General features: G+C 72.9%; 12 protein-coding genes. 4 read left to right on the plus strand and 8 right to left on the minus strand.

Going from position 1 to position 14838, the window contains the following annotated elements; translation table 11 throughout:
- The first annotated feature begins 102 nt into the window (after nucleotides 1-102).
- Nucleotides 103-1320, plus strand: a complete 1218-nt coding sequence (locus tag ACFRKB_RS20260; protein ID WP_383107470.1) for an ROK family protein — start codon at nucleotides 103-105, stop codon at nucleotides 1318-1320.
- 149 nt (nucleotides 1321-1469) lie between these two features.
- Here the strand turns inward: ACFRKB_RS20260 and ACFRKB_RS20265 are convergent, their stop codons facing one another.
- Entirely contained in the window at nucleotides 1470-2051 is a 582-nt protein-coding gene (locus ACFRKB_RS20265) for a DUF4865 family protein (protein ID WP_383107471.1), read from the minus strand.
- A 47-nt stretch (nucleotides 2052-2098) separates the two neighbouring features.
- On the minus strand, nucleotides 2099-2728 hold the full coding sequence (locus ACFRKB_RS20270) for a TetR/AcrR family transcriptional regulator (RefSeq protein ID WP_383107473.1): 630 nt from the start codon (nucleotides 2726-2728) through the stop codon (nucleotides 2099-2101).
- A gap of 165 nt (nucleotides 2729-2893) precedes the next feature.
- Here ACFRKB_RS20270 and ACFRKB_RS20275 point away from each other — a divergent pair, with 165 nt between their 5' ends.
- Nucleotides 2894-3205 carry an SHOCT domain-containing protein gene (locus ACFRKB_RS20275; RefSeq protein ID WP_383107475.1) on the plus strand — a complete coding sequence of 104 codons (312 nt, stop codon included), beginning with the start codon at nucleotides 2894-2896 and terminating at the stop codon, nucleotides 3203-3205.
- 141 nt (nucleotides 3206-3346) lie between these two features.
- Here ACFRKB_RS20275 and ACFRKB_RS20280 read toward each other — a convergent pair whose 3' ends face one another.
- Both ACFRKB_RS20280 and ACFRKB_RS20285 read right to left on the minus strand, forming a co-directional pair.
- Entirely contained in the window at nucleotides 3347-3871 is a 525-nt protein-coding gene (locus ACFRKB_RS20280) for an ATP-binding protein (protein ID WP_383107476.1), read from the minus strand.
- 255 nt (nucleotides 3872-4126) lie between these two features.
- Nucleotides 4127-4444 carry a hypothetical protein gene (locus ACFRKB_RS20285; RefSeq protein WP_383107478.1) on the minus strand — a complete coding sequence of 106 codons (318 nt, stop codon included), beginning with the start codon at nucleotides 4442-4444 and terminating at the stop codon, nucleotides 4127-4129.
- Nucleotides 4445-4707: 263 nt separating this feature from the next.
- On the opposite strand from ACFRKB_RS20285, the gene cds1 reads away from it, so the two are divergent.
- Nucleotides 4708-5865: an L-cysteine desulfhydrase Cds1 gene (gene cds1 / locus ACFRKB_RS20290; protein WP_383107479.1), complete on the plus strand. Its 1158-nt coding sequence runs from the start codon at nucleotides 4708-4710 to the stop codon at nucleotides 5863-5865.
- 45 nt (nucleotides 5866-5910) lie between these two features.
- On the opposite strand, the gene ACFRKB_RS20295 is transcribed toward cds1, so the two are convergent.
- The 3 genes from ACFRKB_RS20295 to ACFRKB_RS20305 all read right to left on the minus strand — a co-directional run bounded on the left by ACFRKB_RS20295 (nucleotide 5911) and on the right by ACFRKB_RS20305 (nucleotide 9724).
- Nucleotides 5911-7986, minus strand: coding sequence for a hypothetical protein (locus tag ACFRKB_RS20295; RefSeq protein WP_383107481.1), 2076 nt, complete (start codon nucleotides 7984-7986; stop codon nucleotides 5911-5913).
- Between the two features lie 155 nt (nucleotides 7987-8141).
- Nucleotides 8142-8576 (minus strand): SRPBCC family protein, encoded by a 435-nt coding sequence (locus ACFRKB_RS20300; RefSeq protein ID WP_383107482.1) that lies wholly within the window; start codon nucleotides 8574-8576, stop codon nucleotides 8142-8144.
- 263 nt (nucleotides 8577-8839) lie between these two features.
- On the minus strand, nucleotides 8840-9724 hold the full coding sequence (locus tag ACFRKB_RS20305; protein ID WP_383107484.1) for a DeoR/GlpR family DNA-binding transcription regulator: 885 nt from the start codon (nucleotides 9722-9724) through the stop codon (nucleotides 8840-8842).
- 190 nt (nucleotides 9725-9914) lie between these two features.
- On the opposite strand from ACFRKB_RS20305, the gene ACFRKB_RS20310 reads away from it, so the two are divergent.
- Nucleotides 9915-12329: a hypothetical protein gene (locus ACFRKB_RS20310; RefSeq protein ID WP_383107485.1), complete on the plus strand. Its 2415-nt coding sequence runs from the start codon at nucleotides 9915-9917 to the stop codon at nucleotides 12327-12329.
- On the opposite strand, the gene ACFRKB_RS20315 is transcribed toward ACFRKB_RS20310, so the two are convergent.
- Nucleotides 12299-14716, minus strand: a complete 2418-nt coding sequence (locus ACFRKB_RS20315) for a right-handed parallel beta-helix repeat-containing protein (RefSeq protein ID WP_383107487.1) — start codon at nucleotides 14714-14716, stop codon at nucleotides 12299-12301. The two genes, ACFRKB_RS20310 and ACFRKB_RS20315, sit on opposite strands and share 31 nt — an antisense overlap.
- Between the last annotated feature and the right edge of the window lie 122 nt (nucleotides 14717-14838).

The raw sequence follows: 14838 nt of genomic DNA on the forward strand, positions 1-14838 counted from the left end.
CCTCACAAGCCGTCGGCGTCCTCTCGGGCTTCTCCCGGCGCCCCCTCGGCATCGTGCGACGGCCCGTCGGCATAGGTCGCGGATCATGGGAGACTCGCCCCCATGAACGGCAAGGGGACGACCGCCCGGACGAAGCTGGAGAGAGGCCGCGGCGCACTCGGTCCGGCACTGGAACTCGTGCACACCGGCCGTGCGCCCACCCGCGCGGTACTGACCGCGGAACTCGGGGTCACCCGGGCCACGGCGGGTGCGGTCGCCGCCGAACTGGAGGCCCTCGGACTCATCCGGGTCGATTCACGTCCCGGCGCCGGCGCCGGTTCCCAGGGCAGGCCCTCGCACCGGCTGTCGGTCGACGACAAGGGGCCCGTCGCGCTCGCCGCGCAGGTCCACGCGGACGGCTTCCGGGCCGCGTTGGTCGGCCTCGGCGGCCGGATCGTCGCCACCGCGCCCGTGCGCAGTACGGTCACCGCCGATCCGGCGCAGGTCCTCGGGGAGGTGGTCGAGGCCGGGGCCGGGCTGCTGCGGACCACCGGGCTGCGCTGCGTCGGCGCGGGGCTCGCCGTACCGTCGGCCGTCGCCGAGCCGGAGGGCACGGCGCTCAACCCGCTGCATCTCGCCTGGCCCGCCGGGGCGCCGGTACGCGAGATCTTCGCCGAGCGGGTGCGCGCGGCGGGTATCGAGGGCCCGGCGTTCACCGGCAACGACGTCAACCTCGCCGCGCTCGCCGAGCACCGGCACGGCGCGGGACGCGGCGCCCAGCATCTGCTCTGTGTCGCGACCGGACACCGGGGGGTCGGTGGCGCGCTGGTGCTCGACGGCCGGCTGCACACCGGCAGTGCGGGCCTCGCCCTTGAGGTCGGCCATCTCACGGTCAACCCCGAGGGCCGCCCCTGCTATTGCGGCAGCAAGGGCTGTCTCGACGTCGAGGCCGACCCGCTCGCCTTCCTCACCGCGGCCGGCCGCGCCCCCGGCCCCGAGGTCTCCTTGCTCCAGCAGGCCCGTGATCTGCTCCGTACGGAGCACGCGGATCCCGACGTACGGAGAGCCACCGAGGAGCTGATCGACCGGCTGGGCCTCGGGCTCGCGGGGCTGGTCAATATCCTCAACCCCGACCGCATCATCCTCGGCGGACTCCACCGGGAACTGCTCGACGCCGACCCGGAACGGCTGCGTGCCGTCGTCGCCGACCGCAGTCTGTGGGGGCGCAGTGGCGGCGTACCCATCCTGCCCTGCACCCTCGACCACAACAGCCTGGTGGGCGCGGCCGAGGTGGCGTGGCAGCCGGTGCTGGACGATCCGCTCGGCGCGCTGGCCCCGTGACCGGACCTCGGCGTCCCGGACCTCGGCGTCCCGGATCTGGGCGTCCCGGACTCCGGCGTCCCGGACGCGGGCGTCACTGACCCCGGCATTCCGGACCCCGGGGTCCAGGACCCGGGCGTCCCGGGCCTCGGGTGGCGCCCCGGCAGGGCTCACCGCGGGTCTTCGCCGCTCAACTCCGCGCGATGCGGCTGCGACAGATGCAGCACCTGATAGTGATCGCCGACCGCCCGCGGGGTGTCATGCGCCCAGAGCGTGAACTGCGACAGCTCCCAGTGGCGCGGATCGAGGGCCAGCGTCGCGCACACCACCCCGTCGAGCCCCGCGAGCCGTTCGGTCTCCCGTACCGCCTCCTCGGCCAGGGCGGGCAGGGCCGTTCCCTCCGGGACGGGCTGCCGGCGGCGTACCGCCGTGCGCGGCACGCTCGCGCGGGCCGGGCCCTCCACGTGGACGAGCCCGGACCCGTGCTGGACCTCGGGCCGGCCGAAGTCACGCACGATGCCCGCGAACCCCGGCCCGAGGAGGAAGGAGTTCATGCCCGCGTGCGTGGTCCAGACATAGAACGGCGCGTACTGGTTCACGGGTGAGTCGTCACCGCGCTCCCGGATCAGATACGCCTTCAGACCGAGCCCGGGGAAGTCGTCGAGGAGCGGCCCCTTCTCCGCCACGCGCTTGCGGATGATCCCCATGTCGTAGTCGGCGGGAAGGGTGATCTCGTACTGCATGACATGCATCGGGTGCTCCCGGTCCTGACGGCGTGTACGGGATGAGGTCAATCGCCCTACGAGTGAGGCGAGTCGGGCAGAGCACGGCCGGGCGCGAGCAGGGCCAGCAGTCCGCGCACCCCCGCGTCGAAGGCGGCGGGCGAGCCGGAGGCGCGGGCCAGCACATAACCGCCCTGTACGGTCGCGACGACCGTCGAAGCGATCTCCGCCGGGTCGAGCCCGGCGGCGAACTCGCCGCGCTCCAGGCCCTCTTGGACGATTCCGGCCAGCCGGTCGCGCAACCAGTCGAGCGTCTCGTCGACCGGGGCGCGCAGGGTCTCGTCGGCCATGACGTCCGGGTCCATGGTCAGCCGTCCGACCGGACAGCCGCGCAGCACCTCGCGCTCGCGCAGCAGATACGCCGCGATCCGGTCGTACGCGGAGCGTGACCCGGTGCCGGTGCCGGTGCCGGTGCCGGTGCCGCCGAGGGTGGCCTCCGCCGTCGCCCGCAACTCCTCGGTGGTACGGGCGATCGCGGCCCGTGCCAGCGCGGGCTTGCCGCTGAAGTGGTGGTACATGCTGCCCTGGCCCGCGCCCGCCCGCTGTTGTATCGCCCTCGGGCTGGTGCCGACGTATCCCCGGTCCCACAGCAGCTCGCGGGTGGCCTCGATCAGACGCTCGGTGGTGCTCATGCCTCCACTGTACATACCAGTAGGTACAGGCGATGGCGCGTACGGGAAGCAGCCACAGGACCTGTTTCTACTCCCGGGGTGGTACGCGCACTGCCGCTGGCCGTACGACGACCCGGCCCCCCTCCCGGAGCGAGTCTCGGAAGCGACACCCCGAAACCCTTTCCGGAGGAGTTGAACCAGATGAACACCTTGGCCTTCCACGGCGGACCCGGTCCGTGGATTCTGCTGTTCCCGCTGTTCTGGGCGGCGGCCGTCCTCGGCGTCGTCACCGTCCTGCGCCGCACCGTCGGACGCGGGCGTGGCGGCGGCGGTCGCGGTGGCGGTTTCCGCGGTCCCTGGCAGCCGGCGCACGCTCCGCACGACGACCAGTCGCCCATCGCGCTGCTCGGCCGCCGGTTCGCCACCGGCGAGATCGACGAGGACGAGTACTGGCGCCGACTGTCGGTACTGGACGAGCAGTTCGGCCGTACGGGAAAGGGCGGCCTCGCGTAACCGGCGCCGCGCAGACGGGTCCCGCCGCACCGTGGGCGACCGCCGTAGGCCGTTCGGGTGGTTCGAAGACCCGCGCCCTCGCCGGGGCGGTCCCGGCGCTCGCGGGTCTCGGCGCCATCCCGGGCCCCGCCGCCTCCAGGGTCAGCTGATCATGGCGGACCTGGCCCAAGGGGGCCCGTACTCCCTGGTCATGGCGCCGAACTCGGCCCCGGGAAAGGGGCCCTCGGTCGTCGCGCCGTACACCGGGCGCAGGGGCAGGGCGCGCGCGGCCGGCGGCGCGGGGAGGGTGAACCAGATGCTCTTTCCCGTGTCGCCCCGGGCGCGGATGCCCCAGCTCTCGCTGACCGCCGCGATCAGCGCGAGACCGCGGCCACCGGTATCGAACAGAGTCGCCTCGCGGACCGTGGGGAGCCGCGGATCGTGGTCGCTGACCGAGACCATGAGCCGTTCGAGCAGCAGCTCGATATCGACGGTGCACCGTTTGTCCGGCTGTGCGTGCCGGTGGACGTTGGTAAGGAGCTCGGTGACGCCGAGCGCCGCGAAGTCGATCAAGGGATCGAGATGCCAATAGCGCAATTGCGCCGAGATTATTCTGCGGACCTGTCCGATCCGCGACGGCAGGGCCTGGAGCTCCACCGTGCAGTGCCTGCTGGGCTGGCTGATCACGGCCACGACTCCCCGAAATGAGGTCCGGAAGAAGCGAAGATCGGAGTCAGCGACTGGCGCGCCGCCGATTCCGCCCGGCGGGGCTGGATCGCACCGTTACCGCCGGTTAACCCTGAGTGATGTGAGATCAGAGTGAACCCAGGGGCTCAGCTTCGCAACTCGGGCAGACCGGACCGCCGTTCACGGCAGATTTCGGGTATATACCGGACGAATTCCGGACAGATTTCGGGCGGATCGGGACAGTTCCGCGAGCGCTCAGGGTTTGGTGTGGCTCGCCCTGCTGACGGTGTCCATGAAGCGCCCGGCGAGCGCTGTCGCGTCGGGCCTGCGGCCGCGCTGGCCCATGGTCAGCCGGTAGCGGATCCCGTTCACGGTGGCGACCGCGCTGCCGCTGCCCGCGAACCACGGCTTGGCCGTACGTACGGCCCGCAGGGGCGCGCTGTCGATCACCCGGCCGTAGCTGGTCAGCAGGGCCAGCCTGCCGTCCTGGACCAGGACCTGGCCGGCCCTGGTGAGTGAGCGGGGCCATCGCTCGATCCGTACCCCGCGCGCGCTGAACTCCGGCTCAGCCATGGCTCTTCAGCCCCCTCCGTGCCCATTCCCCGTACCCAGACCCCTCAAGTCCCCTCAAGGACCCCTCAAGCAGTGTGCACAAGTATGAGGGCAGGCACCAGAGCGCGTTTCCGGCGGGGGCCAGAAGTGATCGCTATGGCTACCCAAAGTCAATGTTTGCGCAGGTGATGGCGGTACCTTGGAGGGACGGGGGCCGGTTCGACGGACGACGGGGGTCGGTCCGGCGGGCTTCGGTGGACTTCGACGGACGGGGAACGGCGCGTATGAGTCGACGAGACGGATCCGGCACCGACGGGACGGCGACGTCCACGGACAGCCGGGCGACGGCGACCGTCGACGTGGACCGCAGCGATCCCGCCTACCGGGCATGGCTCAAAGAAGCCGTACGGAAGGTCCAGGCCGACGCCAACCGCTCCGCCGATACGCACCTGTTGCTCTTCCCGCTGCCCGAGCGGTGGGGGATCGATCTGTATCTGAAGGACGAGTCGACCCATCCGACCGGCAGCCTCAAGCACCGGCTCGCCCGCTCGCTCTTCCTCTACGGGCTGTGCAATGGATGGATCAGGCCCGGCGCCCCGGTGATCGAGGCATCCAGCGGCTCGACGGCCGTGTCCGAGGCGTACTTCGCGAAGCTGATCGGGGTGCCGTTCATCGCCGTGATGCCGCGCACCACCAGCGCCGAGAAGTGCCGGCTCATCGAATTCCACGGCGGGCGCTGCCACTTCGTCGACGACTCCCGGAAGCTCTACGAGGAGTCGGCCGAGCTGGCGGCCAGGACCGGCGGCCACTACATGGACCAGTTCACCTACGCGGAGCGCGCCACCGACTGGCGTGGCAACAACAACATCGCGGAATCGATCTACCAGCAGCTTCGGCTGGAGCGCTATCCGGTGCCCGCGTGGATCGTCGCCACGGCCGGCACCGGCGGCACGTCCGCGACCATCGGGCGCTACGTCCACTACATGCAGTACGACACCCGCATCTGCGTCCCCGACCCGGAGAACTCCTGCTTCTTCGACGGCTGGACCCGGAATGACGCGGAGGCGTGCAGCGAGCGCGGCTCCCGGATCGAGGGCATCGGCCGGCCACGGATGGAACCGAGCTTCGTGCCCGGCGCCATCGACCGGATGATGAAGGTGCCCGACGCGGCGAGCGTCGCCGCCGTGCGCGCCCTGGAGCGGGCCATCGGACGCAAGGCGGGCGGCTCCACCGGCACCGGGCTGTGGAGTTCACTGAAGATCGTCGCGGAGATGGTCGCGGAAGGACGCAAGGGCAGCGTGGTCACCCTGCTCTGCGATCCGGGCGACCGCTATCTCGACAAGTACTACTCGGACACCTGGCTGGCCGGACAGGGCCTGGACATCGCGCCGTACACGGAGACGCTCGACCGCTTCCTGGAGACCGGCGTCTGGCCGGACTGACAGATCCCGTCCCGGGACACGGACACGGACCCGGCCTCGTGGCTCTCAGCCGACCGCCTGGAGGCTGCCCCCGCCGGTGAGCCGCGCCGACAGCCGTACGGAACCCTCCCGGGGCGCCCGTACCGCGAGTGTCGTCGCCGACGCGTTCGCCCGTACGCTGCCGACGGCCTCGATCCGGGTGACGTCGCGGCTGCCCGCCGCGAGCAGGAACCACTTCCCGGAGGGCGACTCCCAGTGCGTCCCCGCCAGGATGTGCCGCCCGAACCTGCCGCAGGACGCGGTGTTCTCGGCCTCGGCCACCACCGTGCCCGGCGCGGTCGGCACGGACGCGGGCCGCTGGAACTGCACCAGGATCCGGCCGGGGCCGCGCCAGGTGTCGGCCCGCGTGCAGACCCAGGCGGCCCGCCCGCCCGCATCGGGGAGCGACTGCTCGGCGAACACCCAGTTGCTGACGGCCCGTACGCCGGAGCCGCGCAGCGTCCGCAGCGAGCACGCGGTACGCGCCCAGCTGAGCAGCGCCGGTTCGCCGGTCGCCTCCCGGGGCCCGCGCGCGGGCGTGTCGCCGCCCGGCGGCGGGACATAGGTGAGATGCGCGGGGGAGGGGTCGCCGAGGTCCGTGACGAGGAACGCGTGCCGCTCCACGATCCTCGCCGAGGAGCGCAGCACCATCACCGGCCATGTCACGCAGTCACCGCCGGGCGCCGGAGCCGGTACGACGCCGGTCACGCCCCCGGCGGAGACATCGAGGCCGCGGGCGGGGGCACCGGGCGCCAGCAGATCCCGGGTGGCCGACCCGGCGATCCACGGGGCGAGCAGATAGCGGGCCCCGTCCGGGGTACGGCTGACCGCGAGCGCGGCGGCCGTTGTCAGATCCGCCTGGTCGGCACGGGCGAAGTCCAGGGACGGCGCGCCCCCGCCGGGCGCCGGACCCTCTCGTCGCACCGACTCCGGCAGCGGTCCCCGCTTCGGCACGGGCACCTGCCCCGACACCGGCACCCGCCCCGACACCGGCTCCGCGTACCGGACGATCCGCTGGCCGTCGTGGAACAGGACCACCGCTGCCCCGTCCAGATCGCCCGCGTACAGCAGCCGCGGTGGCTGCGTGGGCGGCACCGTACCCGTGCCCGGGGTGGCCGACACCCGCACGACGGGCCCCGGGCCGCCCCAGACGCGCAGGGCGCGTTTCAGCAGCGCGGTGTCGTCGGTACGGCCGCCCCTGGCGGGCCAGACGGAGAAGTCGATCCGGGAGGCGTCGGCCCACGCGTCCTCCGGCGCGCGTTCCAGCAGGGCCGGGTCGAGAGCGCGGGCGAGCGCCGCCGTACCGTCCGGACCGTAGAGGGAGCCCTCCGCGCGGTTCCCCGCGACGGGTTGCTCCGGGGAGCCGTTCTCGGGCAGGGCCACCGCCAGCACCGTCCCGGCCAGCGCGATCGCGACGGCCGCCCCGGCGATCCTGGACCGCTGCCTGCGCCGCAGCAGATCGGTCGGCCGGGTCTGCACCGTACAGGGGTCGAACTCCGCGGTGGCGAGCAGCTTTCCGGCCCGGCCGTCCCGATGCGAGGCGAGCCGTTCCGCCGTACGCACGGCGGCGGCCGGGTCCGCCACGCCCGCGTCCTCCAGCACAGCGCGGACCGCCGGCTCGGACATGCCCTCCAGCACACGCAGGGCGAGCGCGGCGCGCGCGGGCGCGTTGACCGTGGACAGGGCCTGGTCCAGGGCGAGTTCGTCGGTGCCGCCGGCCCGGGGGAAGAGCCGCAGCCCCACGACGAGCGGCAGGCCCGTCCGCGGCCGGACGGCCCGCACCCGCCACCAGGGGGCCGGCTGCTCATGGGTGAGCGCGGCCCGCAGCACCTGCCCCCGTAGCCAGGCGAACGCGGAGCCGCTCGGCGTGCGCTGTCCGGGCACCCGCGCCTTCTGGTCGCCCTTGCGCGCGCCGGGCAGCACATGCTGGACGGTGGCGTGCGCGGTCAGGACGCGACGGTGGCGGCCCAGCGTGGGAGGGAGCGTGAGATAGGCCAGCCTGACCAGCCGCGGATAGTGCTCGACGAGGGCGGCCTCGGCGTCATCGACACCGGGACGCGGGCCCGTTGTGGCGTTGTCGGTCGGCTGTCGGTGGGTCGGCATGGGGACGGTGCCCTTCCGCATGTGCTGACGCGTCGTCGCTCGGCGCTGCTCGACAGGCCAAACGAGCGAAGCGGGCGAAGGTCACCGTGGAGGCGATCATCTCGGGCCACCGGAGCGCCAGTTGACGCCCCCTCGGCCGACCCCCGGTCAGAGCGCTAGCCACGCAGCAGCCGGTCGACGACGCGGCCGAACACCACCCGCCCCGCTCGTGCGGTCAGCGGGTGGAGGGGCCTGGGCAGGGGACCGATCCGCAGCTCCTCCTCCCACCGCACCAGCGTCGCGCCGGCCGCTTCCCGTACGTGGATCTCGGCCCAGCCCGTGATGGCCCGGCCGCGCTTCTCCAGCCGGCAGCGGCCGGGGACGCCCGCCGAGGGCGGCTGCCAGTGGACGACCTCCATCGGGTCGTCGAACCCGGCGCGGCCGAGTCCCGTACGGGCGACGAAGACGGTTCCGGTACGGGTGGGCCCCGGGGTCACGACGGAGATCCTGGTCAGTGGCACCTGGTCCGCGTGGGCGGGCCAGTCGGTGAGCAGGCGCCAGACCTCGTCGGCGGGCAGCGGGGAGGTGCGGTCGATACGGAAGACGCTCACCCGGCGATCGTAAGCCGCACGGACCGCGACGAGTTGTCCGGAACGGGCCGTCCGGACTTGCTCGTCTAGGTCCTGTCCGGTCGATCTTCGCGGGCCCACGACGCCTGGCACCGCGCCTCGCCGCGTTGTCGGAGTCGCCCGAGTACGTCCAGTACACGGGCGATCCTCCGCCTTGCGATGCTCCCCCGTGGCCTGAACGGCACGGGGGTACCCCCTGCACCAGACTGCCGCGGTCTGATCCGCGAAGATCGACCGGACAGGACCTAGTCGTGCTGTGCTTCGGACCGGTCCGTGGGCTCGCCCTCCGGCGGCTCTCCCGGCGCCCCGGACTCGCCCGCCACCACCAGCCCCGGCAGATACTCGGCGATCTCCTCGCGGGCCGCGGCCGACAGCCCCGAGTCCGTCACCAGCGTGTCGACCTGATCCAGGGTCGCGAAGGAACTCAGCCCCACCGTCCCCCACTTGGTGTGGTCGGCGACGACCACCACCCGGCGCGCGGACCGTACGAAGTGCCGGTTGGTCTCCGCCTCCCCGAGGTTCGGGGTGGACAGACCGGCCTCGGCCGAGATGCCGTGCACCCCGAGGAAGAGCACATCGAAGTGGAGCGAGCGGATCGCCTGGTCCGCCACCGGGCCGACCAGCGAGTCCGACGGCGTACGTACCCCTCCGGTGAGCACCACCATGGCCGCCCCGGGCCGCTGGCCGCCCGCGCCCCCGGCGGCCCGCTGGCCCGTGTGGAACACATCGGCGACGCGCGTCGAGTTGGTCACCACCGTCAGATCCGGCACGTCCAGCAGATGGTGGGCCAGCGCGAACGTGGTCGTACCGCCGGACAGCGCGATGGAGCTGCCGGGCACCGCCATGGCCGCCGCGGCCCGCGCGATGTCCTCCTTGGCGGTCAGCTCCAGCGCCGACTTCGCCTCGAAGCCCGGCTCGTGCGTACTCGCCTCGACCACCGGCACCGCGCCGCCGTGCACCTTCTCGATGACACCCTGGCGCGACAGCGCGTCCAGATCCCGGCGCACGGTCATGTCGGAGACGCTGAGCCGGCGCGTCAGCTCATTGACCCGGACACCGCCGCGCCTGCGCACCTCGTCCAGGATCAGGGCACGGCGCTGCTCCGCGAGAAGATTCTGGTTGTCGCTCACCGCAGGGCCGGTCCTTCCGCGTCGCCGTGTTCGATCGTCAGGGGCCTCATCCTCCCACGCTGTTCCGGCACCCGCTCCGGTGGTTGGCGGACGCGGGGGGAGGGGAGATTCAGTGAGGGCCGGGGCGGCCCGCCTGCGTGCCGAGTCATTCCGAAGCCATTCCGAGTCATTCCGAGAGCGAGCCACCGAAGTGTCCCCAGAAGCACTGGATCCGGATCCGCGGAGTGACGGAGCCGCGCTCGAACTCCTGGTCCACGGCGTCGGCGGGGCCACTCCGCAGAAGATGCTCGACGATCCGCGCACGGTCAGGATCACCGGAGACGAGACGGCCGCGGTGTACCGGCGCACGGACGACGTGGACGCCGAGCTCCACCCCGAGCGCTACCAGGGCCGGCCGGTCCCCGAGGCGTACTGCTGGTCCAACCTCACCTCGGGCAATGGCTCGCGCGCCCTGTGGCTGCTGCTGCTCCCGTTCATGGTGGTCAATCTCGCGCACTGGATGCGGCCGGCCACGAAGGGCCTGAGCAGGTCGCAGCGACTGTACGGCGTGCTCGTACGGCTGGTCGCCCTCACGCTCACCGTGCTGCTGACGGCCGCCGCCTGCGAGGTCGCGCTCGATCTGACGGCCTGGCAGTGTGCCGGATCGGCGCGGTGTGTCGCGGACCGCTCCTGGCTCGGCTTCCTGTCGCCGGAACAGCACGGCTGGTGGTCGCAGCCGGGGCGCCGGCTGGCCCTCGCCGCCGTGGTGCCCACGGCGCTGGTGGTGCTGCTGTGGTACCTCTCCCACCGCACCTGGAGCGCGTACGAGGCCCAGCGCCCGCCCACCGACGAGCCCGGCGCCAACCTCACCCCCGGCACCGAAGGGGCCGCGGACGAGGGCCGGGCCGCGAGCGACGACCCGGTGACGGTACGGCCCGCCCTCGGCCGCCCCGGCTTCTGGTACGGACGCAGACTGGTCGCCCGGCTCCGCGCCGCCCACACCGCCGCCGGCTTCCTCACCATCGCCGCCGCGCTCACCTCCGCGGCCACCGACCACGACCGCGGCGCCGACGGCGGCCCGCTCGGGCTGCTCGGACTGCTGCTCCAGGCAACGCTGGCCGGGTGCGCGGCCGTTGTGCTCCGGGTGGTGTGCGTCCGGGGCCGCAGCGAGCGCAAGCGCGACGGCTCCCTCGACCAGCTGCTGATCAGCGCCCTGCCCGGCACCGCGCTCGGTGTGCTCGCCCTGGCCGTCGTGTACACCGCCTGGTCCAGGCCCGGCTGGGTCTCCACCGGCGGGCTCCCCGGCAACCTGTCCTTCCTGGTGCTCGCCCTGGCACAGATCGCCCTGATCGTCGTACTCGCCGTCACGGCCCATCTCCTGCACCGCCGCGCGCCCCATCCACGGATCGCGATGCGCGGCCTCGGCGGACCCGCCGTCGCGATGCTCGCCTGCGCCCTGGGCGGGGTGATGACCGGCGGCGTCGCCCAGCGCGTCGCCGACTGGCTCGACGGGGACGCCACCCCGGGCACGGGCGAGGGCGCGATCGTGGGCCCGCCGGTGCTGCTGAGCTGGCAGGCCTCGGTCATCCCCGTCCTGCTCGTCCTGCTGCTGATCCCGGTCGCCGTCCTCGGCGTCCGTACGGTGCGGGCCGCCCGCCGACTGGCCCCGCTGGTGGAGCGGGAGTACGCGAAGGAGACGCCGGACCCCCTCCGTACCCGCCAGGTGGCGGGCGCGCGGGCCAGGGCCGCGCTCACCGACTACGCTCCCCGGCTCGTCGGAGTCGTCTCCGGGGCCTCCCTGGTGCTCGGCGCGGGCGCGGTCGCCGGGTCCTGGCTGAGCGGGCAGGTGCCCGGAGAGGCCGCCGAGGGCACCGACTCCTTCGTCGAGTCCGTGGCCGACACCGCGCAGTCGATCGGCTCCTGGCTGGTCGGCCTGGGCTTCCTGCTCTTCGTCACCTGGGGCCGCCGCGCCTACCGGGACGCCTCCGCCCGGCGCACCATCGGCATCCTCTGGGACGTGGGTACGTTCTGGCCGCGCGCGGCCCACCCCTTCGCGCCGCCCTGCTACGCCGAACGCGCGGTCCCCGACCTCACCTGGCGGATCGTCTCCTGGACCGGTCGCACCGGCGGCCGGCTCGTCCTCTCCGGCCACTCCCAGGGCAGTGTGCTGGCCGCCGCGGCCGTCTGGCAGCTGCGGTCCGCCACCCGCCACCGGGTGGCGCTGCTGACGTACGGATCACCGCTGGAGCGGCTGTACGGCCGCTGGTTCCCCGCGTACTTCGGTGCCGAGCAGCTGGCACAGCTGAGCAAGGAGGTGCACTGCTGGCGCAATCTGTGGCGGTCCACCGACCCGATCGGCGGCCCGGTCAGGGTCCCGGAGGACGGCGACCGCCCCGAGGTGGACCGCGGGCCGCTGAAGGACCCGCTCGCCTACAGCCGTACGGTGCTCCACCCGCTGCCCGAGCCGATCCTCGGCCACTCCGACTACCAGGCCGACCCGGTCTTCGCGGAGGAACGTGCCGCACTGCTCGACCGGCTGCCACCGGCCGCGGTGCCCGCGCAGCGGACCGAGAAGGAGACCCAGGAGCAGCGGGCTCAGGGCAGTTCGGGCAGATCGTCCGCGTAGAGCAGGGTCAGGTCGTCCGTGCTCGTCTCCGGCAGCTGGGCGACCCGGCCCGCGTGCCGCTCCACCATCGACTCGAACGTCTGGCGCGCGGTACGGCCGTTGCCGAAGGCGGGCCCTTTGGGCAGCGCCGTGAAGTACTTCAGCAGCGCCTCGGCCGTACCGTCGCCCAGCCGGTACTCCTGCTCCTCGGACTGCTGCTCCACGATCCGCAGCAGCTCCTCGGGTACGTAGTCGCTGAAGGTGATGGTCCGTGAGAACCGCGACGCCACCCCGGGGTTGACCGTCAGGAAGCGTTCCATCTCGGCGGTGTACCCGGCGACGATCACGACCACCGCCTCCCGGTGGTCCTCCATCAGCTTCACCAGCGTGTCGATGGCTTCCTTGCCGAAGTCGCGGCCCGAGTCCTCGGGGGAGAGGGCATAGGCCTCGTCGATGAACAGCACACCGCCCCGCGCCCGGTCGAACGCCTCCTGCGTACGGATCGCCGTCGAGCCGATGTGCTCGCCGACCAGGTCGACCCGGGAGACCTCGACGAGATGGCCGCGCTCCAGCACCCCGAGGGAGTGCAGGATCTCGCCGTACAGCCGGGCCACGGTCGTCTTGCCGGTGCCGGGGGAGCCGGTGAAGACCAGATGGCGGCGGACGGACGCCGCCTTGAGGCCGGCCTCCTTGCGGCGGCGGCCGACCTCGATCATGTCCGTGAGCGCACGGACCTCGCGCTTGACGCTTTCGAGGCCCACGAGCGAGTCGAGTTCACCGAGGACGGCCTCGGAGGCGCGGGCGGGCGTCGTCACCTCGGGGACGGCGCCCGAGGACCGGGCGGGGGAGTTCTGCGCCGGGACCGCGCCGAGGAGACCGGTGGACTGGGTCGCGGTCAGCACGGCCGTCGGCTCCAGGGACGGCGTCGGCGGGGTCAGCACGCCGCTCTCGTCACTGGTGCAGTCCTCGACGGTCGGCCCGTCCTCCGCGAAGTCGTACCCGCCGCGCGCGCACCGCTCCGTACGGCACCTGGTGAGCGTCGTCCGGCAGCCGTCCATCACATGGAAGCCGTAGCCACCGCTGCCCGTCACCCGGCAGTTGTGGAACGTGCCCCGGCCCTCGGCCGAGACATAGAAGCCGGCCTCGGCGGGCGAGGTGACCGTACAGCGCTCGATGGTGGGGTCGGCGCCCTTGGTGACGATGACCCCGGTCTGGACGCCGTCGATCGTGCAGGAGTTGAGCGTGCCGCCGCTGCCGTGGTCACGGAACCAGGCGCCGGTGGACGCCTCCCTGATCCGGCAGTCGTCGAGCTGCGCGGTGGCACCGTCGCTCACGGACACCGCCGTGTTGCGCACCTGCGAGATATCGGTGTCCACGACATCGGCGCGCGAGCCGCGGTCGAGGACGAAGAGGGCGTCGGGCACGTCATGCACCCGGCAGGAGTCGAGCACGACGGTCGCGCCGTCGCTGACCCAGACGGCCGGGTAGTCGCCCGTACTGTCGTGGATCTCGCACTGGTTGGCGTCGACGCGCGTGCCCGGATCCCAGACGGAGAGCCCGTTGCGGCCGAAGCGGCGCACCGTCGAGCGGGTCAGCGTCAGCACCGAGCGGGAGCGCAGATCGACGGCGTTCTCCGGGATGTCGTGGATATCGCAGTCGGAGAGGGTCAGTACGGCGTCGGTGTCCAGGGTTATCCCGTCCGCCGACGTGCGGTGCACGGAGGAATCGGTGAGATGGGCCGCGGCGCGGGACGCGATCTGCACGCCGGTGCCCTTGATCTCGTACACCTCGCAGCCCACCGCCTCCAGGCCGCTGCCCTCGCCGGTGACGGACAGCCCCGAGCCCGAGGCGTGGTGGATCCGGCAGCGCTCCAGCCGTGGATGCGCGCCGCCGCGCACGGAGATCCCGGACTGTCCCGCGGCGACGATCTCGCAGTCCTCGAACACCCCGCCCGCGCCGTCGAGTACGCCGATGCCGACACCGGCCGGATTGTCGACGGTGCAGCGGCGGACGGTCGGACGGGCCGCGCCGCGCACCTCCAGACCGGCCGCGGAACGCGTCACGATCCGCAGATCCGACAGCTCCGGCGTGCCGTCCTCGACGAGCAGCGCGGGGGCCGCCGAGTCCTGACCCTCCACATGGAGGTCCTGGATGGTGGCCGAGGCGCGCACGGTCAGCGGCACCCCGTCGGCGGGCGCGACGCGTACGGAGCCGAGCGACCCCTCCGGGCCGCGCAGTGTGACCGCTCGCGTGACGATCAGATTCTCCCGGTAGGTGCCCGGGGCGATCGTGAGGACGTCGCCGTCACCGGCGGCCTCCAGGGCTGCGGCGAGGGAGGCGTATTCGCCTGTGCGGCGCCGCCAACGCGATGTTCCGGTGTGCGTCACCTGGACCGTGCCCTGTGCCATGGCGCTGCTGTGCCCCCACCTCGTGCGTGTGCGCGTGCTCTGCCGTCCCGGGTACCGGCCCCGGACCCCGGCCGCGAAGGCGGACCGGGCGGGCACCACCGTAGCGCGCGCGGCGGCGCCGA

Origin of the sequence: Streptomyces scopuliridis, from assembly GCF_042790125.1 — a bacterium.
Taxonomy (GTDB): domain Bacteria; phylum Actinomycetota; class Actinomycetes; order Streptomycetales; family Streptomycetaceae; genus Streptomyces; species Streptomyces scopuliridis_A.

What these genes read in the sequence shown, in the direction of transcription:
- ACFRKB_RS20260 (WP_383107470.1), top strand. Translation starts at nt 103, where the DNA reads ATGAACGGCAAGGGGACGACCGCCCGGACGAAGCTGGAGAGAGGCCGC.
- ACFRKB_RS20265 (WP_383107471.1), bottom strand. Translation starts at nt 2,051, where the DNA reads ATGCATGTCATGCAGTACGAGATCACCCTTCCCGCCGACTACGACATG.
- ACFRKB_RS20270 (WP_383107473.1), bottom strand. Translation starts at nt 2,728, where the DNA reads ATGTACAGTGGAGGCATGAGCACCACCGAGCGTCTGATCGAGGCCACC.
- ACFRKB_RS20275 (WP_383107475.1), top strand. Translation starts at nt 2,894, where the DNA reads ATGAACACCTTGGCCTTCCACGGCGGACCCGGTCCGTGGATTCTGCTG.
- ACFRKB_RS20285 (WP_383107478.1), bottom strand. Translation starts at nt 4,444, where the DNA reads ATGGCTGAGCCGGAGTTCAGCGCGCGCGGGGTACGGATCGAGCGATGG.
- cds1 (WP_383107479.1), top strand. Translation starts at nt 4,708, where the DNA reads ATGAGTCGACGAGACGGATCCGGCACCGACGGGACGGCGACGTCCACG.
- ACFRKB_RS20295 (WP_383107481.1), bottom strand. Translation starts at nt 7,986, where the DNA reads ATGCCGACCCACCGACAGCCGACCGACAACGCCACAACGGGCCCGCGT.
- ACFRKB_RS20315 (WP_383107487.1), bottom strand. Translation starts at nt 14,716, where the DNA reads ATGGCACAGGGCACGGTCCAGGTGACGCACACCGGAACATCGCGTTGG.